Origin of the sequence: Siansivirga zeaxanthinifaciens CC-SAMT-1, assembly GCF_000941055.1 — a bacterium.
Classification (GTDB): domain Bacteria; phylum Bacteroidota; class Bacteroidia; order Flavobacteriales; family Flavobacteriaceae; genus Siansivirga; species Siansivirga zeaxanthinifaciens.
This window is the reverse complement of sequence record NZ_CP007202.1, coordinates 2,441,043-2,462,874: the sequence shown is the minus strand read 5'-3', so window position 1 is coordinate 2,462,874 and position 21,832 is coordinate 2,441,043. Positions and strand designations below refer to the sequence as shown.

20 protein-coding genes are annotated in these 21,832 nt (G+C 33.1%); 5 read left to right on the top strand and 15 right to left on the bottom strand.

Features of this window, described 5'->3' with window-relative positions:
- Positions 1-67: 67 nt before the first annotated feature.
- The 3 genes from AW14_RS11110 to AW14_RS11100 are packed head-to-tail and all read right to left on the bottom strand — an operon-like array spanning position 68 to position 3,509.
- Complete coding sequence (locus AW14_RS11110) at positions 68-1,372, bottom strand: (Fe-S)-binding protein (RefSeq protein WP_044638872.1); 1,305 nt, start codon at positions 1,370-1,372, stop codon at positions 68-70.
- Positions 1,373-1,387: 15 nt separating this feature from the next.
- The gene (locus AW14_RS11105; RefSeq protein ID WP_044638871.1) at positions 1,388-2,311 is read right to left on the bottom strand and encodes an MlaD family protein; all 924 of its coding nucleotides are present in this window, start codon (positions 2,309-2,311) and stop codon (positions 1,388-1,390) included.
- Positions 2,312-2,363: 52 nt separating this feature from the next.
- The gene (locus AW14_RS11100) at positions 2,364-3,509 is read right to left on the bottom strand and encodes an N-acetylmuramoyl-L-alanine amidase family protein (protein WP_044638870.1); all 1,146 of its coding nucleotides are present in this window, start codon (positions 3,507-3,509) and stop codon (positions 2,364-2,366) included.
- 153 nt (positions 3,510-3,662) lie between these two features.
- Here AW14_RS11100 and AW14_RS11095 point away from each other — a divergent pair, with 153 nt between their 5' ends.
- Positions 3,663-6,419, top strand: coding sequence for a putative LPS assembly protein LptD (locus AW14_RS11095; RefSeq protein ID WP_044638869.1), 2,757 nt, complete (start codon positions 3,663-3,665; stop codon positions 6,417-6,419).
- Positions 6,420-6,622: 203 nt separating this feature from the next.
- A complete protein-coding gene (locus tag AW14_RS11090) occupies positions 6,623-7,003 on the top strand; it encodes a RidA family protein (protein WP_044638868.1) in 381 nt (126 codons plus the stop codon).
- Between the two features lie 9 nt (positions 7,004-7,012).
- Here AW14_RS11090 and AW14_RS11085 read toward each other — a convergent pair whose 3' ends face one another.
- Positions 7,013-8,341, bottom strand: a complete 1,329-nt coding sequence (locus AW14_RS11085; protein ID WP_169744659.1) for a response regulator — start codon at positions 8,339-8,341, stop codon at positions 7,013-7,015.
- A gap of 211 nt (positions 8,342-8,552) precedes the next feature.
- On the opposite strand from AW14_RS11085, the gene AW14_RS11080 reads away from it, so the two are divergent.
- Complete coding sequence (locus AW14_RS11080; protein WP_044638866.1) at positions 8,553-9,593, top strand: GMP reductase; 1,041 nt, start codon at positions 8,553-8,555, stop codon at positions 9,591-9,593.
- 34 nt (positions 9,594-9,627) lie between these two features.
- Positions 9,628-10,632: a sugar kinase gene (locus tag AW14_RS11075; RefSeq protein WP_044638865.1), complete on the top strand. Its 1,005-nt coding sequence runs from the start codon at positions 9,628-9,630 to the stop codon at positions 10,630-10,632.
- A gap of 64 nt (positions 10,633-10,696) precedes the next feature.
- Here AW14_RS11075 and AW14_RS11070 read toward each other — a convergent pair whose 3' ends face one another.
- Genes AW14_RS11070 through AW14_RS11055 form a run of 4 tightly spaced genes read right to left on the bottom strand, consistent with a single transcriptional unit; the run spans position 10,697 to position 12,683 of the window.
- On the bottom strand, positions 10,697-11,419 hold the full coding sequence (locus AW14_RS11070) for a pirin family protein (protein ID WP_044638864.1): 723 nt from the start codon (positions 11,417-11,419) through the stop codon (positions 10,697-10,699).
- A gap of 3 nt (positions 11,420-11,422) precedes the next feature.
- Positions 11,423-11,860: a MarR family winged helix-turn-helix transcriptional regulator gene (locus AW14_RS11065; protein WP_044638863.1), complete on the bottom strand. Its 438-nt coding sequence runs from the start codon at positions 11,858-11,860 to the stop codon at positions 11,423-11,425.
- Between the two features lie 6 nt (positions 11,861-11,866).
- The gene (locus AW14_RS11060) at positions 11,867-12,151 is read right to left on the bottom strand and encodes a GNAT family N-acetyltransferase (protein ID WP_044638862.1); all 285 of its coding nucleotides are present in this window, start codon (positions 12,149-12,151) and stop codon (positions 11,867-11,869) included.
- Position 12,152: 1 nt separating this feature from the next.
- Positions 12,153-12,683, bottom strand: a complete 531-nt coding sequence (locus AW14_RS11055; protein WP_044638861.1) for an NADPH-dependent FMN reductase — start codon at positions 12,681-12,683, stop codon at positions 12,153-12,155.
- Positions 12,684-12,827: 144 nt separating this feature from the next.
- Between AW14_RS11055 and AW14_RS11050 the strand changes: the two genes are divergently transcribed.
- Positions 12,828-14,456: an acyl-CoA carboxylase subunit beta gene (locus AW14_RS11050; RefSeq protein ID WP_044638860.1), complete on the top strand. Its 1,629-nt coding sequence runs from the start codon at positions 12,828-12,830 to the stop codon at positions 14,454-14,456.
- A gap of 55 nt (positions 14,457-14,511) precedes the next feature.
- Here the strand turns inward: AW14_RS11050 and sppA are convergent, their stop codons facing one another.
- From sppA to AW14_RS11015, 7 genes are read right to left on the bottom strand one after another with little or no spacing between them, the layout of a single operon-like run.
- Positions 14,512-16,275: a signal peptide peptidase SppA gene (gene sppA / locus AW14_RS11045; RefSeq protein ID WP_044638859.1), complete on the bottom strand. Its 1,764-nt coding sequence runs from the start codon at positions 16,273-16,275 to the stop codon at positions 14,512-14,514.
- Positions 16,276-16,323: 48 nt separating this feature from the next.
- A complete protein-coding gene (locus tag AW14_RS11040) occupies positions 16,324-17,379 on the bottom strand; it encodes an AMP-binding protein (protein ID WP_044638858.1) in 1,056 nt (351 codons plus the stop codon).
- On the bottom strand, positions 17,363-18,322 hold the full coding sequence (locus AW14_RS11035) for a CPBP family intramembrane glutamic endopeptidase (RefSeq protein ID WP_044638857.1): 960 nt from the start codon (positions 18,320-18,322) through the stop codon (positions 17,363-17,365). Before AW14_RS11035 ends, AW14_RS11040 begins: the two co-directional genes overlap by 17 nt.
- A 3-nt stretch (positions 18,323-18,325) precedes the next feature.
- Positions 18,326-19,360 carry an o-succinylbenzoate synthase gene (locus AW14_RS11030; protein ID WP_169744681.1) on the bottom strand — a complete coding sequence of 345 codons (1,035 nt, stop codon included), beginning with the start codon at positions 19,358-19,360 and terminating at the stop codon, positions 18,326-18,328.
- A gap of 3 nt (positions 19,361-19,363) precedes the next feature.
- On the bottom strand, positions 19,364-20,041 hold the full coding sequence (locus AW14_RS11025) for a metal-dependent hydrolase (RefSeq protein WP_044638855.1): 678 nt from the start codon (positions 20,039-20,041) through the stop codon (positions 19,364-19,366).
- Between the two features lie 44 nt (positions 20,042-20,085).
- A complete protein-coding gene (menA, locus tag AW14_RS11020; RefSeq protein WP_044638854.1) occupies positions 20,086-20,988 on the bottom strand; it encodes a 1,4-dihydroxy-2-naphthoate octaprenyltransferase in 903 nt (300 codons plus the stop codon).
- A gap of 3 nt (positions 20,989-20,991) precedes the next feature.
- A complete protein-coding gene (locus tag AW14_RS11015; protein WP_044638853.1) occupies positions 20,992-21,831 on the bottom strand; it encodes a 1,4-dihydroxy-2-naphthoyl-CoA synthase in 840 nt (279 codons plus the stop codon).
- Between the last annotated feature and the right edge of the window lies 1 nt (position 21,832).

Below are 21,832 nucleotides of genomic sequence, written 5' to 3'. Positions count from 1 at the left end.
ATTGTTGGAGCTCCTCGAAGAGAGCGACTTGCGAAAGCCCGACCCTTGTAGTAACGCTATTAATATTTTATTCGTTTTTCCAGTTTAAACGGTCCATTTGATTGTATGGCCACGGGGCACCGTTATTTTCGATATTGGTCATCATGTTGTTTAACTCTGTTGGTGCTGCGCTTTGTTCCATAACCAAATAGCGGCGCATGTCGATGATGATAGACAACGGGTCGATACTCACGGGGCAAGCCTCAACGCAGGCGTTACAGGAGGTGCAGGCCCAAAGTTCTTCGCGTGTAATATAATCGTCTAACAGTTGTTTGTTGTCGGGTTTAAAAGTGCCTTTGTTGGCATCGATGTTTCTTCCAACTTCCTCTAAACGGTCGCGGGTATCCATCATGATTTTACGTGGCGATAATTTTTTACCTGTTTGGTTGGCAGGACATTCGCTGGTGCATCGTCCGCATTCTGTACAGGTATAAGCGTTTAGTAGCTGTACCCAATTTAAGTCTTGTACGTCGCTGGCGCCAAATTTTGCGGGTACTTCAGGCGTACCTTCGGCAGGAGCTGCAAAGGGATCGATGTTTGGATCCATCATCATTTTCACCTCGTTTGTAACCGATTCTAAATTATTTAACTGTCCTTTTGGTTGTAATTTCCCGTAGTAGGTGTTTGGGAATGCCAAAAGAATGTGTAAATGTTTTGAATAATACAGGTAGTTTAAAAATACTAAAATACCTATGATATGTAACCACCAAGCGGCACGTTCTATGATGTGCAATGTGCTTTCGGAGTAGTTGCTAAATAGTGGTGCGATGTATTGACTGATTACGTTTCCTGAGTTGGATGCTTGAAAATCGAGATCGGTTGCATTCATTACCAGGAAAAGCGTCATTAAAATCATCTCGAAATATAAAATGAAATTACCGTCTTTTTTAGGCCAGGTCGTCATTTCGGCACTCCAAAAGCGTCTTATTTTTATTACGTTTCTGCGTAACCAAAAAATGGTAACTGTTACTAAAACTAAAACAGCAAGCACCTCGAAAGTGCCAATTAAAAAAGCATATAAGCTACCTGCGAAAGAAAAAATACGATGGGTGCCTAAAATGCCATCGATAACAATTTCTAATACTTCTATATTGATGATGATAAACCCAAGATATACAACTACATGTAGAAATCCAGATACGGGACGAGTCATTAATTTACTTTGTCCTAAGGCAATCATGGCCATGTTTTTCCAGCGTTGTGGTTTGTTATCGCTAACGTCTACATCCTGACCTAATTTTATGTTTCTTTTGAGTTTTGATACATTTCTCGCGAAGGCATATACTCCCAAAACGAGTATAATGATAAAAATTAAATTAGGTATGTATGGCATGGTATGACGTTTAGTTTATTCCTTTTCGTATGGGATTTCTTTTTTAGATAAAATTCTAAAATAACGTTTTGGATGAAGCTTGATATCTCTTAGCAATTCTTCCATTTCTTTGGTTGCACCTTCTAAATTATTATACAAAGCTTCGTCTTTTAATAATTTACCTATAGAACCTTCTCCGTTTTCAACTTTAGCTAAAACGCTGTTTAAACTCGCTAAGGTTTTGTTTAAATTCTCTACGGTATTCCCCATGTTAGAATCCTTTAAATCGTTTGTTAAAACAGACAAATCGGTGCTTATTTTCTTGAAATTCTCTAAAAGAAGGCCAATGTTTTTATCGTTTTTAGAGATAACATTATTTACAGCATTTGAAGTGTTTTTAAATGATTTTAAAGTTTCGTTAAGTTCTGCAACGGTATATTTTAAACCTTTGTCTGAATTATCATTTACCAAGGTATTTAAGCTATACATTAAGGTATCTGTAGATTGTAAGGTGGATGATAAATCGGTGCTAATTCCCGAAAAACTTTTGGATAAGGTGGTAACCAAACCATTCTCTACAGTCGATTTTAAAACAGTACCTGGTTGTGCTGGCTGCCCTTCATTACTAACTAAAATAGCTAAGCCATTACCTCCCATTAATCCGGTTTCATACATTTTTACAACCGATTGGTCTGAGAATTTTAATTGATCGTTAACAGTAAAAGCGACACGTGTTTTTCCGGTTTCGAAAACATAAGAGATATCGTCTATTTTACCAACAGTGTTACCATTTACAGTAACTGGTGAGGCTTTTGTTAAAGCATTATAGTCGAATTCTGTGTAGTAAAGATTTTTAGATTCTAATAGGTTATGACCTTTTAAAAAATTGAAACCAAAAATAAAAAGGGTAATCCCTAATACTACTAATATACCTGTTTTAACTTCTCTTGATATTTTCAAAGTAATTCTTTTTTAGATGTACAAATTTAAGATAAATTTAAAAAGAAAAGCCTTAATTTGATTTTGATTTTAGGGCCTCTGAAACACTTATTTTTTTACCATCTTTAAAAGCCACTGTAAAACAAGAATTATACCCTTTTTGAATAGCTTCTTTTTCTAAAATTTTGGTTTCTTCGAAGTTCGACGTACTTCCGTAATAATATTTATAAAGATTTCCTGCCTTTTCTTTTGTAATATTTTCTAATCCGTTGAAATTAAATGATTTGGTTTCTAAAGATTTAGAACTGGCCGAAATTTGAACTTTAAATACAATATTGGAATTGTTGGTTGCTGAGGGTTTTGAATCTGCTATAGTTTCTATAACCGTTTCGACCTCCGTATCGTGGTTCACATGATCTTCAAAAACATAATCGCCCATATTGCCATCTAAAATATGTTTGTATTCTAAAATAGCATCGGCAATGGATGTGGACATGTCGTGCTGACCTTTTTTAGAATTTAAATAAGCGCCTTCTTCTTTAAAAGTAAGAAAACCAGTTTCAACCAGCACACTAGGCATTACGGTTTGGTGCAATACAATAAATCCGGCTTGTTTAACACCTCTGTTATTACGCTTTAATTTATTTGTGAATTTCTTCTGAATTAAACTTGCTAATTGAATACTTTGGTCTAAATACTCTTCCTGGCTAATTAGAATACTCATTACCGATTCTGGAGAATTTGGGTCGAAACCTGCGTAGTTTTTTTTGTAATCGTCTTCCAAGAAAATTACCGAGTTCTCTTTTTTAGCAACTTCAAAATTTGTTTTATTTCTATGAGTTCCCAAAACAAACGTCTCAGTTCCATGAGCCGAAGAGTGATGCGCATTACAGTGAACAGAAACAAACAAATCGGCGTTGGCCTTATTTGCTATTTGGCCTCTTTTAAATAAATCTACAAACACATCTTTGTCTCGTGTGTAAACCACTTTAATGTTCGGGTTTTTGCTTAACACGGCACCCACTTCTAAAACAATTTTTAATGCAATATCCTTCTCCACAAAGCCACTGCCTAAGTTACCAGAATCGTGTCCACCATGACCAGCATCTAAAACAACAATAAACTTTTTGGATTTATCTTGGTAATTTAAATTGGTAAATGAAGAAAATGTTAATAATGCTATAATAGATACGAAAAGCAATACTCTGTTCGTTTTCATGTAAAATCTGTTTGGGTTATTAGTATTTATTTAATAATTAATTAAAGTTAAAACGCTAAAAAAACTTCGTTTATTTCGCAAATTAAACTGGTATGAGTTTAATTTTAAATTTTAATTGAATTATCAATCAATCACAGAAAAATATATGTAATTTTGGCTTTTCAAAAACCGAGCCATACTTTTACAAAAATACATTTAAAAGCGTTGCATACAAACAACTTTAAAATACTTTTTGCATTAAGTTTTACAGTGTTTATTAACACGTTTAGCTTTGCCCAAGATATCCCCCAAAAAAGCCAACCTATTAAAAGAACGGTTAAGGAAAAGGATAGCGTATCTTCATCTTTAGACAGTTTACTTATAAAACCGGTGGCTGTTAAAGAGCAAGATTCTACTTTAAAAGACTCCATTAAGCCTAAAAAGGAATTACTGGAAAATATTGTAAAATATCATGCTTCAGATTACACAACTTTTAATCAGAAAAAGCATAAACTATATTTATATAATCAAGCCACAATAGAATATGGCGATATGAATATTACCGCAGGTAGTATTATTATAGATTATACTACAAATACTGTATATGCCAAAGGTATTTTAGATTCGCTCTCCAATTATTCACAAAAACCTGTTTTTACCCAAGGTAGTAGTGTGGTTGAACCAGACTCTATTATTTTTAACACCAAAACTAAAAAAGCGTTAATATACAACTCGATAACCGAACAAGGCGACGGTACCGTAATAGCATCCATTACTAAAAAAGAAAACGATTCTGTTTATTTTTTAAAAAATGCAAAATATACTACAGCAGAGGACATGGAAGATCCCGAGTATTATTTTAAACTTAGAAAAGCTAAAGTTGTTCCTGGAAAAAAAATAGTAACTGGATTGGCAAATTTATTTATTTATGATGTACCTACTCCTATAGGACTTCCTTTTGGTTTCTTTCCGCAGTCTGAAAAACAAACATCTGGTATCATTATTCCAACTTTTGGAGAACAAAATGATCGTGGTTTCTTTTTACAAAATGGTGGATATTATTTTGCAATTAGCGATTATATAGATTTAGCTGTTTTAGGAGATTATTACACCAACGGTAGTTATGGCACGCGTTTAGAAAGTACTTATAATAAACGTTACAAATTTAGAGGAAATGTTGGTTTTAGGTATGAAAATTTAATAAACAGCGAACGTGGCTTTCCAGATTATTCTAAAAATACCATTTATAATTTACGATGGTCGCATAGTCAAGATTCTAAGGCGAATCCGAATTCACGTTTTTCTGCATCGGTTAACTTGGGGAGTAGTAGATATTATAGAAACTCTTTAAATCAAGTAAATTCTGGTGCTTTTTTAAATAACACGTTGGCATCATCGGTATCTTATTCTAAGACATTTCAAGGCGAACCCCAAGTAAACTTTAGTTTAACTGCCACCCATTCACAAAATACAAATACAGAAACTATAAACATGACCCTCCCTACTCTACAAGGGAGTATTGGTAGAATGTATCCGTTTGCTTCTAAATCGGGTTCCAAAAAAGGTATTATACAAAATATTAACTTGCAATATAATATTAGGGGTGAAAACAGAATTCAAACAACAGATTCTTTGTTCTTTAAAAAAGAAATGTTTGATGATGCAAAAGCAGGTTTTCAGCACAGCATTCCAATAAATACCAACTTTAAACTTTTTAAGTTTTTTAGTTTAAGTGCCAGTGCTAATTATAATGAAGTTTGGACTTTTAAAACAGTTAATAAATCTTTCGACCCTATAGAAAGAAGAACTGTTACAGAAGAAATTAATGGTTTCGATTCTTTTAGAACTTATAACTTTAGTACCAGTTTAGGAACTACTATTTATGGTATGTTTAATTTTGAAAAGGAAGGAAAAGACTCAAAAATAAAAGCTATTAGACACATTATTCGTCCTTCTATTAACTATAATATAAACCCTGCTTTCGATAAATATTATGATACTTATGAAGTTGTAAGTGCCGATGGATTAACAACAAGTGATGTAGAGTTTACAAGATTTGAAGGCGGTATTTTTGGAAGTCCCGGGAAAAACTTTTCCAGTTCCATGGGTATTTCTGTTTCTAATAATTTAGAAGCTAAAGTTAGAGATAAAGATACAACCGCTACCGAGGCGAAAAAAATCATCTTACTTAATAACTTAAACTTTGCTACTTCTTACAATTTTGCAGGCGATTCTTTACAATGGAGTCCAGTTAGAATGACCGGTGGTACACAGATATTTAACAATAAAATGAGTATTAATTTTGGAGCTACTTTAGATCCCTATGCTCTAGATAATAATAACAATCGAATTAATAAATTTAATATTGATAACGGTGGAAGTTTATTTAGATTAACCAGTGCTAACCTAACTACTAGTTGGTCTATTTCTAGTAAGAAAGGTGATAAAAAAGACAAAAATAGTGAAGCGATACAAGAAAATTTAAGAAGTGGTGGCCGTGACGATGATTTATTTGGCCTTGGTGAAGATTTTGCAAACCAGCAAATAAAAGATGTAAAAGATGATGAAACACCTGTTGATAATGGTTTGTATAATTATTCTTTACCCTGGAGTCTACGAATTGCTTATGCTTTAAACTATTCAAACTCCAGACGAGAAAATCAAATATCATCACACTCCCTTATGTTTTCTGGAGATGTTCAATTAAGTGAAAAATGGAGTGTTAGAGCTTCCTCTGGTTACGACTTAAAAGACTTTGGGTTTACATACACTCAATTAAGTTTTGAGCGTGATTTAAAAAGCTGGCAAATGAATTTTAGTTGGATTCCTTTTAGTGATAGAGCCCAATGGAATTTCTTTATTGGTATAAAATCTAGCATGCTAAAAGATTTAAAATACGAAAAACGAAGACAACCCGATATTAGGCTTTAGTTGATGGTTGATGGTTGGTGGTTGGTGGTTGTTGGTTGTTGGTTGTTGGTTGTTGGTTGTTGGTAATGAAGTTAAAAATCTTTAACTACATACTTTTTTTGGCAAAAAATTATAAAATTTCATTAAATAGTATAAACGAAAATTGGTTATAAATTTCAATCAAGTTATACGAATTACCAATCACAATTAAAAAATAAACACACATGAAAAAAATTATAACAACTCCAAAAGCTCCTGCTCCTATTGGTCCATATAATCAAGCAGTTTTAACAGGCAATACGCTTTATACTTCTGGACAAATTGCTATAAATCCAGAAACTGGTGAATTAGTTTTAAGCGATATTAAAACCGAAACAACCCAGGTAATGCAAAATTTAAAGGCCGTTTTAGAAGCTGCCGGCATGACCTTTGAAAACGTTATAAAATCTTCTATATTTATTAGTAATATGGACGATTTTACAAGTATTAACGAAATTTATGGTAGCTATTTTAATGATGAAACAGCGCCCGCAAGAGAAACAGTACAAGTAGCACGCTTACCTAAAAATGTAAATGTAGAAATTAGCGTTATTGCTATTAAATAATTAACTATTTCAGTCTTTTAAATGCTTTAATAAAAGCATTTTAAGCTTTTCAACTTCAATAGGTTTGGCTAAAAAGTCTTCAATACCAGATTGTTTAGCTTTTTCAAGATCATCTTTAAATGCACTCGCCGATACACCAATTATCGGCGTGTTCTTTTTTTGGTACTTAGCCGTTTGCTTAATGGCTTTAGTAGCATCATAACCATCCATATCGGGCATGTAAATATCCATAAAAACCATATCAAACTCTAACACTTTATATAATTCAACCGCTTCTAAACCATTTTTTGCAAAAGTGCAATCGGCACCTTGTTGTTCTAATAAAAACTTAATAACCTTTTGGTTCATTCGGTTATCTTCGGCTACCAATACATTACATTTTCCTAGTAAAACAGGTATAAATAAATCTTCTGTAGATTTTACATTAAGTGTTTTCTTTAGTTCTAATCCAAAGTAAAACGTAGTGCCTTCGTTTTGTTTACTTTCAACTTTAAGCTCCCCGCCCATTAATTTAACCAGCTGCTTTGAAATAGTAAGCCCCAAGCCTCCACCACGAAATGCTGTGTTTTTTTTGCTTGCGTTAATATCCGAATTATTTAAAAAATGCTTTAAACTTTCCGGACTCATACCAACACCAGTGTCTTTAACATAAAAAGTAACAATCTGGGTGGCATCAATAGTAACGCTTTGATCTATAATAACCGAAATTTTGCCTTCTTCGGTGTATTTTATCGCATTATTAATAAGGTTAATTAAAACTTGCTGTATGCGAAGTAAATCGCCCATTAAAGAAAACTTTATATTGTCATCTAAAATAAATTTATAGTCAAATTCCAACTGTTTTTCTAAGGCTTGATATTCAAAAACTTTAAAAACATGAATAAAATCTGCTTTTAAATTTATCAATTCATTGTTTAATTTAATATTTCCGCTGTATACATCTACATTATCATCAATAACATTAATTAATTGCAACAAATGTTGCGATGAGTATTCGGCAATTTCTACTTGAGCCATTTGTTCTAAATCTACATCTGTTTTTTTTAACATTTTTAACATGCCTAAAACCGTGTTTAGAGGGGTGCGCAATTCGTAATTAACATTTTCAAGATATATGGTGTTTTCTTCAAGTTCTTTGACGGCTTCCTCTTTTATCGCTTTTAAATCTTTTAATTGTTGTTTTATATTCTTTTTTTGAATATCACTCTTTAATTGGTTTTTAAAAAAATACTGAAGAAATAATATTTGAAAAACCACAACACAAATTAATAAAACACAAATAGTTTCGTGAGGAATAAGAATTTCTATGAAACAATACGTTAATACAATTACAGTCAAAATCGATAAAAAAATAGAAAACGATAGTAATCTCTTATTTGTAAAAAGTTTTAACATTAATTGAAAGCTTTAATATTTTTAAGGTATATAACAAACATATCTATAATAAAAAGAATAACAAAAAGTATTCTATGGAATTAATAGTACTTTTTTATTACGTTTTTATAACTTTATAATTCATTAAAATAATATTGGTTAAATCCCCGATTTCATGCGCATAGAATATGATATTAAATTAGGTTTTAAAGATGTAATGATTAGACCTAAACGGTCTACACTAAAAAGTAGATCTGAAGTTAGTTTAGAACGCGAGTTTAAATTTTTACATAGCTCCATAACCTGGACAGGGATTCCTATTATAGCGGCAAATATGGATACTGTTGGTACGTTTGAAATGGCTAAAGCTTTAGCTCAAAAGGATTTATTTACAGCAATTCATAAACATTATGCTATTACCGATTGGAATATTTTTGCATCAAATAATCCGGAATTACTATCAAAAAATATTGCTGTAAGCACGGGAATTAGCGAAGCAGATACCGAAAAACTAAAAGCCATTCTTAATTTTAATCCGAATATAAATTTCATTTGTATCGATGTTGCCAATGGGTATTCAGAATATTTTTCGGAATTTGTAAAGAAAACCAGAGACCTGTATCCCGATAAAGTGATTATTGCTGGTAATGTTGTTACAGGTGAAATGGTTGAAGAATTATTGCTAAGCGGTGCCGATATTGTAAAAGTAGGCATCGGACCCGGTTCTGTTTGCACCACCAGAGTAAAAACAGGGGTTGGATACCCACAACTTTCGGCGATTATTGAATGTGCCGATGCTGCTCATGGATTGGGCGGACAAATAATAAGTGATGGCGGCTGTACCATTCCAGGAGATATTGCTAAAGCTTTTGGCGCTGGAGCCGATTTTGTAATGCTTGGTGGCATGCTCGCAGGCCACACGGAAAGTGGTGGTGAAATCATTGAAATAGATGGAAAACCATACAGGAAATTCTATGGCATGAGTTCCTCTACTGCCATGGAAAAACATACCGGCGGTGTAGCAGAATATCGCGCCAGCGAAGGAAAAACAGTTGAAGTGCCTTTTAGAGGTGATGTTGAAAATACCTTGCAAGATATTTTAGGCGGACTAAGAAGCACGTGTACTTATGTAGGGGCTCAACGTTTAAAAGAATTAACAAAACGAACTACTTTTATTCGTGTAAACGAACAGGAAAATCGAGTTTACAATCTCTAAAACAAACGAAAAATTAGTTTTTAAAATATAAAAGATGAAAAAAATAATAACCTTTGGTGAAGTTTTAATGCGTTTATCTCCCGAAGGTAATAAGAAGTTTATGCAAGCCAATTTATTAGAATTTTATTTTGGCGGCACCGAAGTTAACGTAGGTATTTCAATTGCAAATTTTGGTGAAAAGGTAAAACACATTAGTTGTGTTTCTAACGATTTTGTGGGCGATACTGCCCTATCCTACATTCAAAAATTTGGGGTAAGTACTTCCGATATTGTTCGATCGCCAAAACCTTTAGGTGTTTATTTTTTAGAAGTTGGTGCTGTTATGAGACCAAGTTCTATATCTTATAACCGCTCGCATTCTTCTTTTTCGGACATCACACCTAAAGTAGTCGATTGGGAAAGAATTTTAGAAAAAGGAAAATGGATTCACTGGACAGGAATTACACCCGCTCTGAGTAAAGGAGCTTACGAAACTTTAAAAGCTGGTTTAAAAATTGCCAAGGAAAAAGGTATTTCGGTTTCTGCAGATCCTACTTATAGAAATGGCCTTTGGAAATATGGCGAAAATGCAAAAGATGTTTTAGCTGATTTAGTTGGTTACTCAACCATATTTATTGGTGGTATTAATGAAATTAATGAGATTTTAGAAACTAATTATAGTTACTCTAACGAAGATTTTATTGAAGCCAGCAAAAAGCTTATGGAGCGTTTCCCTTCTATTGAAAAAGTATTCGATAAAATACGAACATCTATTAACTCATCATGGCATAAAATAAGAGCCAGAATGTGGAATGGTGAAGAGTTTAGAGAGACGGTTGATTTTGATATAACCCACATTGTAGATCGTATTGGTACAGGCGATGCCTTTGCTGCAGGGCTTATTTATGGCTTGCAAAAGTATGATGATTTTAAATCTATGGAATTTGCTTCGGCTGCTTGTGCTTTAAAGCATACTTACGAAGGCGATGTTAATTATGCCGCGGTAGATGAAGTAAATGCTATTTTAAATGGTAATATTTCCGGACGTTTTAATCGATAAATTAAAAACATTTAAACAAAAAAGCACTCCATGAGAGTGCTTTTTTGTTTGTAAAACGGTCTATTTAAAATACCATTGGAACTTCAATAAACAACAAACTTGAGTCATCGTTAACTTGAATTTCAAATGATTCTGTTTCAGAAATACCAATAGCATCTCTTGTTTCTAAAGTGTTATTATCTACTACAATTTCACCATAAATATTCATAACATAAACCCCGTGATTTTTGCTCTTTAGTTCGTATTTAAAGGTTTTTTCTTTATCTAAATCTATTCGAGACAATTGGGCATCTTGATGAATTTTTAAGCTGCCTTCATGGTTTTCATCAATAGACGAAACTAAAACTTGTAATTTATTTTTACGCGCTTCACTATCGAATGCTTTTTGATCGTAACGTGGTTTTACATGCTGTTTGTTTGGGAAAATCCAAATTTGAAACAATCCTAAATGCTCTGAAGTCGATCCATTAATTTCAGAATGTTGCACTCCTGTACCAGCAGACATAACTTGTACTTCACCTGGAACGACTGGAATCCATTCATCAGACATATTGTCTTTATGTTTTAAAACACCTTTTAATGGAATGGTTATAATTTCCATATTATCATGCGGATGTGTACCGAAGCCCATACTAGGCGCAATAACGTCATCATTTAATACACGTAAAGCACCAAAATGTACTTTTTCTGGGTTGTGAAAATTTGCAAAACTAAACGAGTGGTTGGCCTGTAACCAACCATGGTTGGCAAAACCCCTAGTGTCCGATTTATGTATTATAGTTTTCATTGTTTATCTCATTTTATCTAATAGGTTACTTAACTGTTCTGCTTCAGATTCATTTAAATTCTTCAATAAATCATCATTAAAATCTGCCGGAATATGGTTTAATAAATTTATTCCTTCATTGGTAATTGCAATTTTAACTACCCGTCTATCTGAAGCACATGGCAAACGCTCAATATAATTTTTAGCGCATAATTTGTCCATTAAACGTGTAGCATTTGGTGAGCGCTCAATCATTCTGTCTTTTATAATTTGAACGTTAATGGGCTCTCCGGCTCCTTTTAAAATTCTTAAAATATTATATTGTTGAGGAGAAATTCCGTAAGATTTAAAAAATTCGTTTTGAACACCCATAATCCAATTTGCGGTGTACAATATGTTTAACAGCGCTTTAATTTTATTATTTGGAAACGTTGAATTAATATCTTTACTAATATCTCCCATAATTTATTATTTTATAAGTACATCCTGATATTCTGCGTGCTTCTTGAAAGCAGCATGAGCAAACGGACACAACGGGTTAATCTTTAACTCAGTTTCGCGAGCAAATGAAACAGCAGCCTCCACTAATTTATATCCAACACCTTCCCCTCTTAACGCATCGTTTAAAGCGGTATGGTCTATAATTATAGTGTGTTTTCCTGCATATACATAGGTCATTTCGGCTTCAGGTTTTCCGTTAATTTCAACAAAAAACTTACCTTTTTTACCGTTGTCTGCTTGCTGAATATCCATTTTATAAAGCCTTTTGGTATTGCTTAACAGCGTTTTTTAGTTGAGTATCTAAATCCTCATTAATAATTTTCCCATCTTTGAAATTATCACCAAAAAATGGTAAAGAAAAGGTCTCAATAATGTTTCCATCATGAAAAGGGAAACGTCCTTTAGCAATTTCTAATGCTGTTAAACCACCGCGTCCACCTGGAGATGTTGCCATAAGTAGCATAGGTTTATCAAAAAACATTTTCCCTTCAATTCTTGTTAACCAATCGAAAAGATTTTTAAATACGGTAGCATACGTTCCGTTGTGCTCGGCTAACGATAAAACAATACCATCTGTTTCTTTTAAAATGTTTAAAAATTTATGTGCGGTTTCTGGAATTCCTTTTTCATTTTCTAAATCGATACCATACAAAGGGAATTCAAAATCGTTTAAATCTAATACATTTACATTTACGTTTTCTACTAAACCAGCAGCATAGATAGCTAATTGTTTATTAATTGAATTCTTACTGTTTGATCCTGCAAAAGCAATAATATTTTTCATATTTATTTATTTTTATTTCAAAGGTAACAAAAAAATATTTATTTTCCATGGAATATATTACCATGTAATTATTTTTAATAAAACATTAACAGAAAACAAACAATAATTTGAAACTTTTGTATTTTAGCATAAAACAAAATAGCAATGGATTTAAACTTCAATAAAAACGAAGATCACAATAAATTACTCCTATCAGAACTCAATAAACGTTTATCAAAAGTCTATTTAGGTGGCGGAAAATCGAGCATAGAAAAATTACATGCCAAAGGAAAACTAACAGCCCGTGAACGCATAGACTATTTGTTAGATGATAATAAAAAATCGATTGAAATTGCCACGTTTGCAGGTGAAGATATGTACGAATCGCATGGTGGTTGCCCATCTGCTGGAGTGGTTGTAAAAATTGGCTATGTTAAAGGTAAGCAATGTATTGTTGTTGCCAATGATGCTACCGTTAAGGCCGGCGCTTGGTTTCCTATAACGGCTAAAAAGAATTTAAGAGCTCAAGAAATTGCCATAGAAAATAAATTACCCATTATTTATTTAGTTGATAGCGCCGGAGTGTATTTGCCTTTACAAGACGAAATTTTCCCCGATAAGGAACATTTCGGACGTATTTTTAGAAACAACGCCATTATGAGTAGTATGGGAATTACGCAAATAGCTGCAGTTATGGGTAGTTGTGTAGCCGGTGGTGCATATTTACCAATTATGAGCGATGAAGCTTTAATTGTAGATAAAACCGGAAGTATCTTTTTAGCAGGAAGCTATTTAGTAAAAGCAGCTATTGGAGAAACTATTGATAATGAAACGCTTGGAGGCGCCACAACACATTGTGAAATTTCTGGAGTTACCGATTATAAGGCTAAAGATGATAAAGATGCTTTAGACACCATTAAAAATATTATTGATAAAATTGGTGATTTTGATAAGGCTGGATTTAATCGTGTAGAAAGTGTAAAGCCCAAGGAGAATCCGCAGGATATTTATGGCATACTTCCAAAATCGAGAGCCGACCAATACGACATGTATGAGATTATAAAACGCTTAGTTGACAACTCTGAGTTTGACGAATACAAAGCTGGCTATGGTAAGACCATTATAACCTGTTATGCAAGAATTGATGGTTGGGCTGTTGGCATCGTTGCAAATCAACGTAAGTTAGTAAAAACCAAACAGGGCGAAATGCAATTTGGCGGCGTTATTTATAACGACAGCGCCGATAAAGCCACGCGTTTTATAGCCAATTGTAATCAGAAAAAAATACCGTTAGTTTTTTTACAAGATGTTACAGGATTCATGGTAGGTAGCAAAAGTGAACATGGCGGCATTATAAAAGATGGTGCTAAAATGGTAAATGCGGTTAGTAATTCGGTGGTCCCTAAATTCACAGTTATTATTGGTAATAGTTATGGTGCCGGTAATTATGCTATGTGTGGTAAAGCCTACGATCCCAGATTAATTGTTGCATGGCCAAGCGCAGAACTTGCTGTAATGAGTGGTAATAGCGCAGCAAAAGTATTGCTACAAATAGAAAAAGCTTCTTTAGAAAAGAAGGGCGAAAAAATAACTAAAGAAAAAGAAGAAGCACTTTATAATAAAATTAAAACACGTTACGACAATCAGGTTTCTCCGTATTATGCCGCCTCAAGAATTTGGACCGACGGCATTATAAATCCATTAGACACTAGAACCTGGATTAGTATGGGAATTGAGGCAGCCAACCACGCTCCCATCGAGAAACCTTTCAACTTAGGTGTTATACAAGTTTAATTATATACTTTACAGAATAAAAAAAGAGCGATGTTTATCGCTCTTTTTTTTAAAATTACTTTATATCTGTACTATATGGAAAAAGTAGTTGAACACCTTTTTTCTGTGACAGCGATTTTATTTCTTTAAAAATAAGGTAATTAGCTTCGCCCAATTCTTCTTTTAAAACATCTTCTTTAGCCTTGGCAATACCTAAACTATTTAAAATCTTTTCTAAATCTTTTTTGAAAACCGGCAATTCTTTTATGTTGTACTCTGTTATATTAGCGGCTTTGGCTGCGTGTTCTAGAGCTAAATCTAAACCACCTAATTCATCTACCAATCCAATTTTTACAGCTTCAGCACCCGTCCAAACACGACCTTGAGCAATGTCCTTAACAGCATCCTGTTTCATGTTTCTTCCTTGAGCAACACGCGAGGTAAACATGTCGTAAATATCGATAATTCCCTCTTTAATAAATTCGCGTTGCGTATCATTTAAAGGTTCGAAGAAACTGTACGTTACTGCGTTTTTGTTGGTAACTACTTGCTCGGCGTTTATCCCTAAATCTTTAGCCATACCACTGGCATTTGGTAGCATTCCAAAAACACCAATACTACCCGTAATGGTTGTTGGTTCTGCAATAATTTTGTCGGCATTACAAGCAATATAATAACCGCCAGAAGCTGCTAAATTCCCCATAGATACAATAACGGGCTTCACTTTTTTAGTCAGTTCAATTTCTCTCCAAATGAGTTCACTTGCCAAAGCACTACCTCCTGGTGAATTAATTCTTAAAACAATCGCTTTAATGTTTTTGTCGTCTCGAGCTTTTTTTAACGAGGTATTTATAACACCTTGCCCAACAAGACCTTTGTCTCCTTCACCATAAATTATTTCACCTTCTGCATAAATAACGGCTATTTTGTTTTTACTGTAATCGGCCAGTAAATTAGTAGCTGCATGTTCTGCATAATCTTTAATAGAAATTATATTTAAATCTTCAGACTCTGAAATATTGACTGCTTTTTTTAATCCGTTTACGTATTCATCGTAATAAGCAATTTTATCTACGAGCTGAGCCGATTTGGCCAAATTGGGTGTGCGGGCTAAAAGACTATCGGCAATGGTATTTAATCGGGCTTCAGAAATATGTCTGCTTTTTCCTATTTCAAATTTAATTTCACTCCAAATAGAATTTAAAAAACTTTCAACTTGTTCTCTGTTGGCATCGCTCATTTCATTTTCAAGAAAAGGTTCTACCGCACTTTTATACTTTCCGAAGCGAACAACTTCCATTTTTAATCCCGATTTTTCTTGAAAATCTTTATAGTATAATTGTTCTGAATACAAACCTTTAAATTCCATCATTCCTGCAGGATTAATAAAAATGGTATCTGCAACCGAACTTAAATAATAGTCTTTTTGAGAATAAATATCGGCGTAAGCGGTAATAAATTTCCCTGATGCTTTAAACTTAATTAAGGCGTCACGTAATGCTTTTGTTTGCGAAATGCCCGCTTGAATAAAATTGTTTTCAATTGTAATACCTTTAATTTTATCGTCGGTTGCGGCATAATTAATAGCATCAATTAAATTGAATAATCCGTTTTTATTGGATTCATTTAAGAATTCGAATTTTTCAAATTCAATTTTCCCTGCATAATCATCAATTGGGAAATCTAATTTCAAATCGAGTATAGAATTAGATTTTACAGTAACAACATCATCAGAAGAAGAACCAAAAATAAGCCCAAAAACCAATAATAAACCGAAGCAAATGAACAAGAAAACAAAAATTCCTGTTACAGTAGATAAGACACGTTTAATAAAATTCATATGTATAATTAATTTTCTATTTGTATTAAAAAAATGGTTTTTGTTACATTAAAATGAAATAAGATTTAATGTTTTTTTGCGCTGTATTTTACCGGAAGCCGTTTCTATAAATTGCTTCACAGCATAGATTTTTTTTGGTTTTTCAAATTTCGATAATTCCGAAAATACCGAGTCGTTTACAATATTTGAGTCACTTTCAATAACCAATATAAGCTTTGAGCCTAATGTGTCATCGGGTTGCGATGCTATAAAAAATCGGTTTTGTATTTTATTTTGAAGTTTAGCTTCAATTTGCTCTGGAAATAATTTTACACCTCCAGAATTTACAACATTATCGTAGCGGCCTAGCCATTCGAAAGTTGTCTCAGAATGTATTTTAACAAGATCGTTTGTTATAATTTTATCATTATTTAATAATGATGCATCTATAACTAAACAACCGCGATGGTCCAGAGAAATACTAACATTGGGTAAAATTTTAAAATAATTTTCTGAAGATGTTAGTTTTTTTAATGCTATATGAGAAACGGTTTCGGTCATACCATAGGTCTCAAAAACCGATGTATTTATAGTTGTTAATTTAGATTTTAAAGATGCTGACACCGGACTGCCTCCAACAATAATAGTATCTATATTATTGCAATTTTTATACACATTTTCAATTTGCAAAGGCACCATAGCACTAAAATTATAGTGTTTTTCTTGATTTATTTGTGGATGTGATGCGGGTTCTATTATATCGATTTCTAAGCCTAAAACAAGCGCCCGAACGAGCATCATTTTACCTGCAATATATTGTGATGGTAAACAATGTAACGCTGTGTTACCTGGTTTTAAATTAAAAAACGTCCCGGTAGCAAGTGCCGAATTTATCATAGCTTGCTTTTTTACTTTTATATCTTTTGGTATTCCTGTAGAACCTGAAGTTTTTAGTTCTATATAATCATCGTCATTAAACCAATTTTCAAGAAATAAAGCGATTGGTTTTTCGTTAGTGCTTCCTGATTTTAAAAAGTTGGAAGCGAGGACTTTTAGGTCTTCAATTGCATAATTAAAACCATTTAATTTGAATTTAGAATGAACATATTTATGATTGAGCGTCATTTTCACCTATCTCTTCAATGGTTTTGTAATTATCTTTTGGAAGTTTAACAACGTTGCCAAATAATTTTTCCTTCCAATTTGTCCAATTGTATTTTTTCGCCATGATGAATAATATAATTGGATAAACAATAAATACAGGTAAAATTATTTCTAAAGCCGTTGTATTTGCTTGCTCGCTGGTGTACTTAAAAATGGCATCGGTTTTTAAAGCAGACCAATCGGAGGTAATTAATAAAGCCGCCAATAAGTTATTCCCAAAATGAAACCCTAAAGCTAATTCTAAACCTTCGTCCATTAAAGTCATAATCCCTAAAAGTAAGCCTGTACCAATATAAAATATCATGGTAATGAAGCCCAGTTCTGCCACTTCTGGATTGGCACTATGCGCCACACCAAAAAACACCGAAGTAAAAATTAATGGGAACCATTTATTTTTAACCATGATTCCTATTTGTTGCATAAAATAACCTCTAAATAAATATTCTTCTAACCCAATTTGAAACGGAAATAAAATCAAACTAATAATTAAAAGTATTGCAAATTTTAAAGGATTGAATTGAATTTCAATTTCTGATGAATCGAGGTAATACGACAATCCAAACGTTACAATGGTTATAGAAGTGATTAACGAAAATGAAAATAATATTCTACGCCAATCGACTGATTCTCTAGAAGTTGTTAACGACAAAATACTGCGCTCATGCATGAATTTTACCAATACAAAAAGCAAAATAAGTAAAATAGCAAAAGGCAATAAATTGACGATTAATGATATACTTGAAGGTATATTTTTCATTAAATCGTAAGCCTTATCCATATCTTCATTGGATGTAAAAAGATATAAAATGAAATTAAGCACGAAAACACCAGAAATTAAAACGGAGGTTAAAATAAACATCCATAGTTCATTTTTTCCTTTGTAAGCTTGTTGAATATAATTCATTTATTATAAGTTAAAGTTCCAGATAATGTTATTATTGTATTGTAAAGTTCCATTTTTCACCTGTAACGGACTCTCAAAATTATTGGTAAATAAGCCACCTGTTCCCAGTCCTTGAGGCATATTATTGTTTTTTGTAACTGTATATTGTGCAATAGCATTTAAACCTATGTTGCTTTCTAGAGCACTCGTAATCCACCATCCAATATTGTTTTTTTCGGCAAGAGCAATCCAAGTATCACTCCCATGAAACCCACCAACCAAACTCGGTTTTAAAATAATATATTGTGGTTGGATTTGTTGTAACAAAGCTTCTTTTTTTTCTATTGAAAACACTCCAATTAATTCTTCATCTAAAGCAATAGGTAATGGTGTTTGAGCACATAAATTACTCATGGCTTCTATTTGACCTTGTTTGATAGGCTGTTCGATAGAATGTAAATCTAAATCGGATAGAATTTTTAATTTTTCTAAAGCCTCGTTCACTGAAAAAGCACCATTAGCATCAACGCGTAACTCGATATCTTTGGAAGAGAATTGCTTTCTAATCGATTTTAAAAGATTGATTTCTGTTTGAAAATCGATGGCACCAATTTTCATTTTAATACATGAAAACCCAGCTTCAATTTTTTCTTGAATTTGTTGTTTCATGAAAGCTTCAGACCCCATCCAAATAAGGCCGTTTATAATAATAGATTCTTTTCCTTCAGAAAACAACCCGGGAAATATCTCAAATGATGTTTTACCTTTTAAAGATAAAAAGGCAGTTTCTAATCCAATTTGAATGCTTGGAAACGCTTCTAATTCATTTAAAAGTTTAGTAAAATCGGCGTTTATATTATTACAAACCCATTGTAATTTTTCTTCGTAATCGGGACGATCATCAATTGATAAACCACGAAATAAGCCACACTCACCTATACCAGTTTGATCACCCGACTTTAAAATGATAAACCAAGTTTCTTTTGTTTTTAAAATGCCACGAGATGTGCCACTCGCCTGTTTAAAATTTAAAATGTATTTTTTATAGGTAGCTGTAATCATTTATAATTCAATGCTTTCTCCAATTTCCAATAACATTAAATCTTTTCCTGAATCAAAAAATTTACGCTTAGCCTCTTCATGGTCTATTTCAATATATCCAAAAGTATCAAAATGATAACCTAATACTTTATCACACTTAACGAAATCACTTGCCTTGATAGCGTCTTCAATTCCCATGGTGAAATTATCGCCAATGGGTAAAATAGCCAAATCTAAAGTTGTACGGGCAGGAATTAATTTCATATCTAAAGTAAGGGCTGTATCTCCGGCTATATAAATATTTTTATGTTCGCCTTCAATAACAAATCCGCCAGGTTGGCCGCCATAAGTACCATCGGCAAAAGATGATGTATGAATCGCATTAACATATTTTACTGTACCAAATTCAAAATCCCAGCTACCGCCTAAATTCATTGGATGCCCTTCGTAGCCCAGTGATTCGTAATGCGCTACAATTTCAAAATTTGAAATTATTATGGCATTGGTTCGTTTGGCTATGGCTGAAGCATCTAGAGTATGGTCTTGATGAGCGTGCGTTAATAAAATATAATCTGCTTTAATCGCTTCAATATTTATATGTGAAGCTTTGGGATTGGCAGATATGTAAGGATCGACTAAAATATTAACGTCGTTAACAGTAATTCCTATACAAGCATGACCGTAAAATGTAATTTTCATATAAAATTATTCAAATAATTATAGAAATTGAAAGTACAAAAAAATTACAACAAATGCCCTATTCCTAATAACACCGCCAAGAGCACTGTTGAAAGTGCTACTTTTTTTAATTCAGGATCTAAAAGTCTGGAATCTTTGTTGTTTTTTACAACTTTCAAATGCTTTATTAATGGGATATAAGCGATAAAATATAATAAATTAAATGGTGAGGTGTAATATAAAATGCCATACAAAGCAGATAATATTATAGCGGTAATTATTATTAAAATATGATAGCGTTTTGCTTTTTCTATCCCCAACTTAACAACCAATGTAAATTTATTAGATTTTTCATCGGAAATAACATCGCGCATGTTGTTTAAATTTAAAACAGCTACACTTAATAACCCAATAGTAATTGCAGGTAAAAACACGATATGATCGATGGTTTTTGCATATAAAACATAGCAACCAATAACACTTACCAAGCCGAAAAAAACAAAAACATAAAGATCTCCTAACCCCTTGTATCCGTAAGCATTCGTACCAACAGTATATTTTACTGCCGAAGCAATGCTAGCAATACCAAAAATGAAAAACAATAAGGTTAGGAAAAAATGTTTAACTCCAAAAGCCGTAAAAATTAAAAAAAACGCTAAGCCAATTGAAATGAGTATATTAATTTTAATGGCATTGAACATCTCATCTGGTGTGATTTTGCCAGTTTGAATGGCACGTTCTGGGCCTATTCTATCGTTATTATCGGTGCCTTTTAAACCATCACCATAATCGTTTGCGAGATTAGATAATATTTGAAAACTTAAGGTTGTTAATATGGCTAAAACAAAAATAGACCATTTAAAATACCCGTTATATTCAGCAAAACTTGAGGCAAGTATAATACCAGAAATGGATAAAGGAAGCGTTCTTAAACGCATGCTTGAAATCCAAACAGAAAATTTATTCATACTTTAAGGAATCCATTTTTTTACAAAATTAGGCTTACGTTTTTCGAGGAAAGCATTACGCCCCTCTACAGCCTCTTCTGTCATGTAAGCTAAACGGGTAGCTTCACCAGCAAAAACTTGTTGCCCTACCATACCATCATCGGTTAAATTCATGGCGAATTTAAGCATTTTTATAGATGTTGGTGACTTTGCTAATATTTCTTGTGCCCATTCATAAGCTGTAGCTTCTAATTCTGTATGCGGTACAACGGCGTTTACCATCCCCATCTCAAACGCTTCTTGTGCTGAGTAATTACGACCTAAGAAAAATATTTCACGTGCTTTTTTCTGACCCACCATTTTCGCTAAATATGCAGAACCATAACCACCATCGAAACTCGTAACATCGGCATCTGTTTGTTTAAAAATAGCATGCTCTTTACTAGCTAAAGTTAAATCGCAAACAACATGCAAGCTATGACCACCACCTACAGCCCAACCGGGTACAACAGCTATTACTGCTTTAGGCATAAAACGAATTAAACGTTGTACTTCGAGAATATTTAGTCTATGATAACCATCTTCACCTACGTAACCTTGTTTGCCTCTAGCCTTTTGGTCGCCACCAGAACAAAAACTCCATACACCATCTTTTGTAGAGGGCCCTTCAGCAGATAGCAATACCACACCAATATTTACATCTTCATTTGCATCGTAAAAAGCATCATATAATTCACTTGTAGTTTTAGGTCTGAATGCATTTCTCACATTTGGTCTGTTAAAAGCAATACGAGCTACTCCATTACATTTCTTATAGGTAATATCTTCGTATTCTTTAACAACTTCCCAATTTAATTGTTCCATG

Coding starts and splice junctions, on each gene's coding strand:
- AW14_RS11110 (WP_044638872.1), bottom strand. CDS start 1,372: ATGCCATACATACCTAATTTAATTTTTATCATTATACTCGTTTTGGGA.
- AW14_RS11100 (WP_044638870.1), bottom strand. CDS start 3,509: ATGAAAACGAACAGAGTATTGCTTTTCGTATCTATTATAGCATTATTA.
- AW14_RS11090 (WP_044638868.1), top strand. CDS start 6,623: ATGAAAAAAATTATAACAACTCCAAAAGCTCCTGCTCCTATTGGTCCA.
- AW14_RS11080 (WP_044638866.1), top strand. CDS start 8,553: ATGCGCATAGAATATGATATTAAATTAGGTTTTAAAGATGTAATGATT.
- AW14_RS11075 (WP_044638865.1), top strand. CDS start 9,628: ATGAAAAAAATAATAACCTTTGGTGAAGTTTTAATGCGTTTATCTCCC.
- AW14_RS11070 (WP_044638864.1), bottom strand. CDS start 11,419: ATGAAAACTATAATACATAAATCGGACACTAGGGGTTTTGCCAACCAT.
- AW14_RS11065 (WP_044638863.1), bottom strand. CDS start 11,860: ATGGGAGATATTAGTAAAGATATTAATTCAACGTTTCCAAATAATAAA.
- AW14_RS11060 (WP_044638862.1), bottom strand. CDS start 12,151: ATGGATATTCAGCAAGCAGACAACGGTAAAAAAGGTAAGTTTTTTGTT.
- AW14_RS11055 (WP_044638861.1), bottom strand. CDS start 12,683: ATGAAAAATATTATTGCTTTTGCAGGATCAAACAGTAAGAATTCAATT.
- AW14_RS11050 (WP_044638860.1), top strand. CDS start 12,828: ATGGATTTAAACTTCAATAAAAACGAAGATCACAATAAATTACTCCTA.
- sppA (WP_044638859.1), bottom strand. CDS start 16,275: ATGAATTTTATTAAACGTGTCTTATCTACTGTAACAGGAATTTTTGTT.
- AW14_RS11040 (WP_044638858.1), bottom strand. CDS start 17,379: ATGACGCTCAATCATAAATATGTTCATTCTAAATTCAAATTAAATGGT.
- AW14_RS11035 (WP_044638857.1), bottom strand. CDS start 18,322: ATGAATTATATTCAACAAGCTTACAAAGGAAAAAATGAACTATGGATG.
- AW14_RS11025 (WP_044638855.1), bottom strand. CDS start 20,041: ATGAAAATTACATTTTACGGTCATGCTTGTATAGGAATTACTGTTAAC.
- menA (WP_044638854.1), bottom strand. CDS start 20,988: ATGAATAAATTTTCTGTTTGGATTTCAAGCATGCGTTTAAGAACGCTT.
- AW14_RS11015 (WP_044638853.1), bottom strand. CDS start 21,831: ATGGAACAATTAAATTGGGAAGTTGTTAAAGAATACGAAGATATTACC.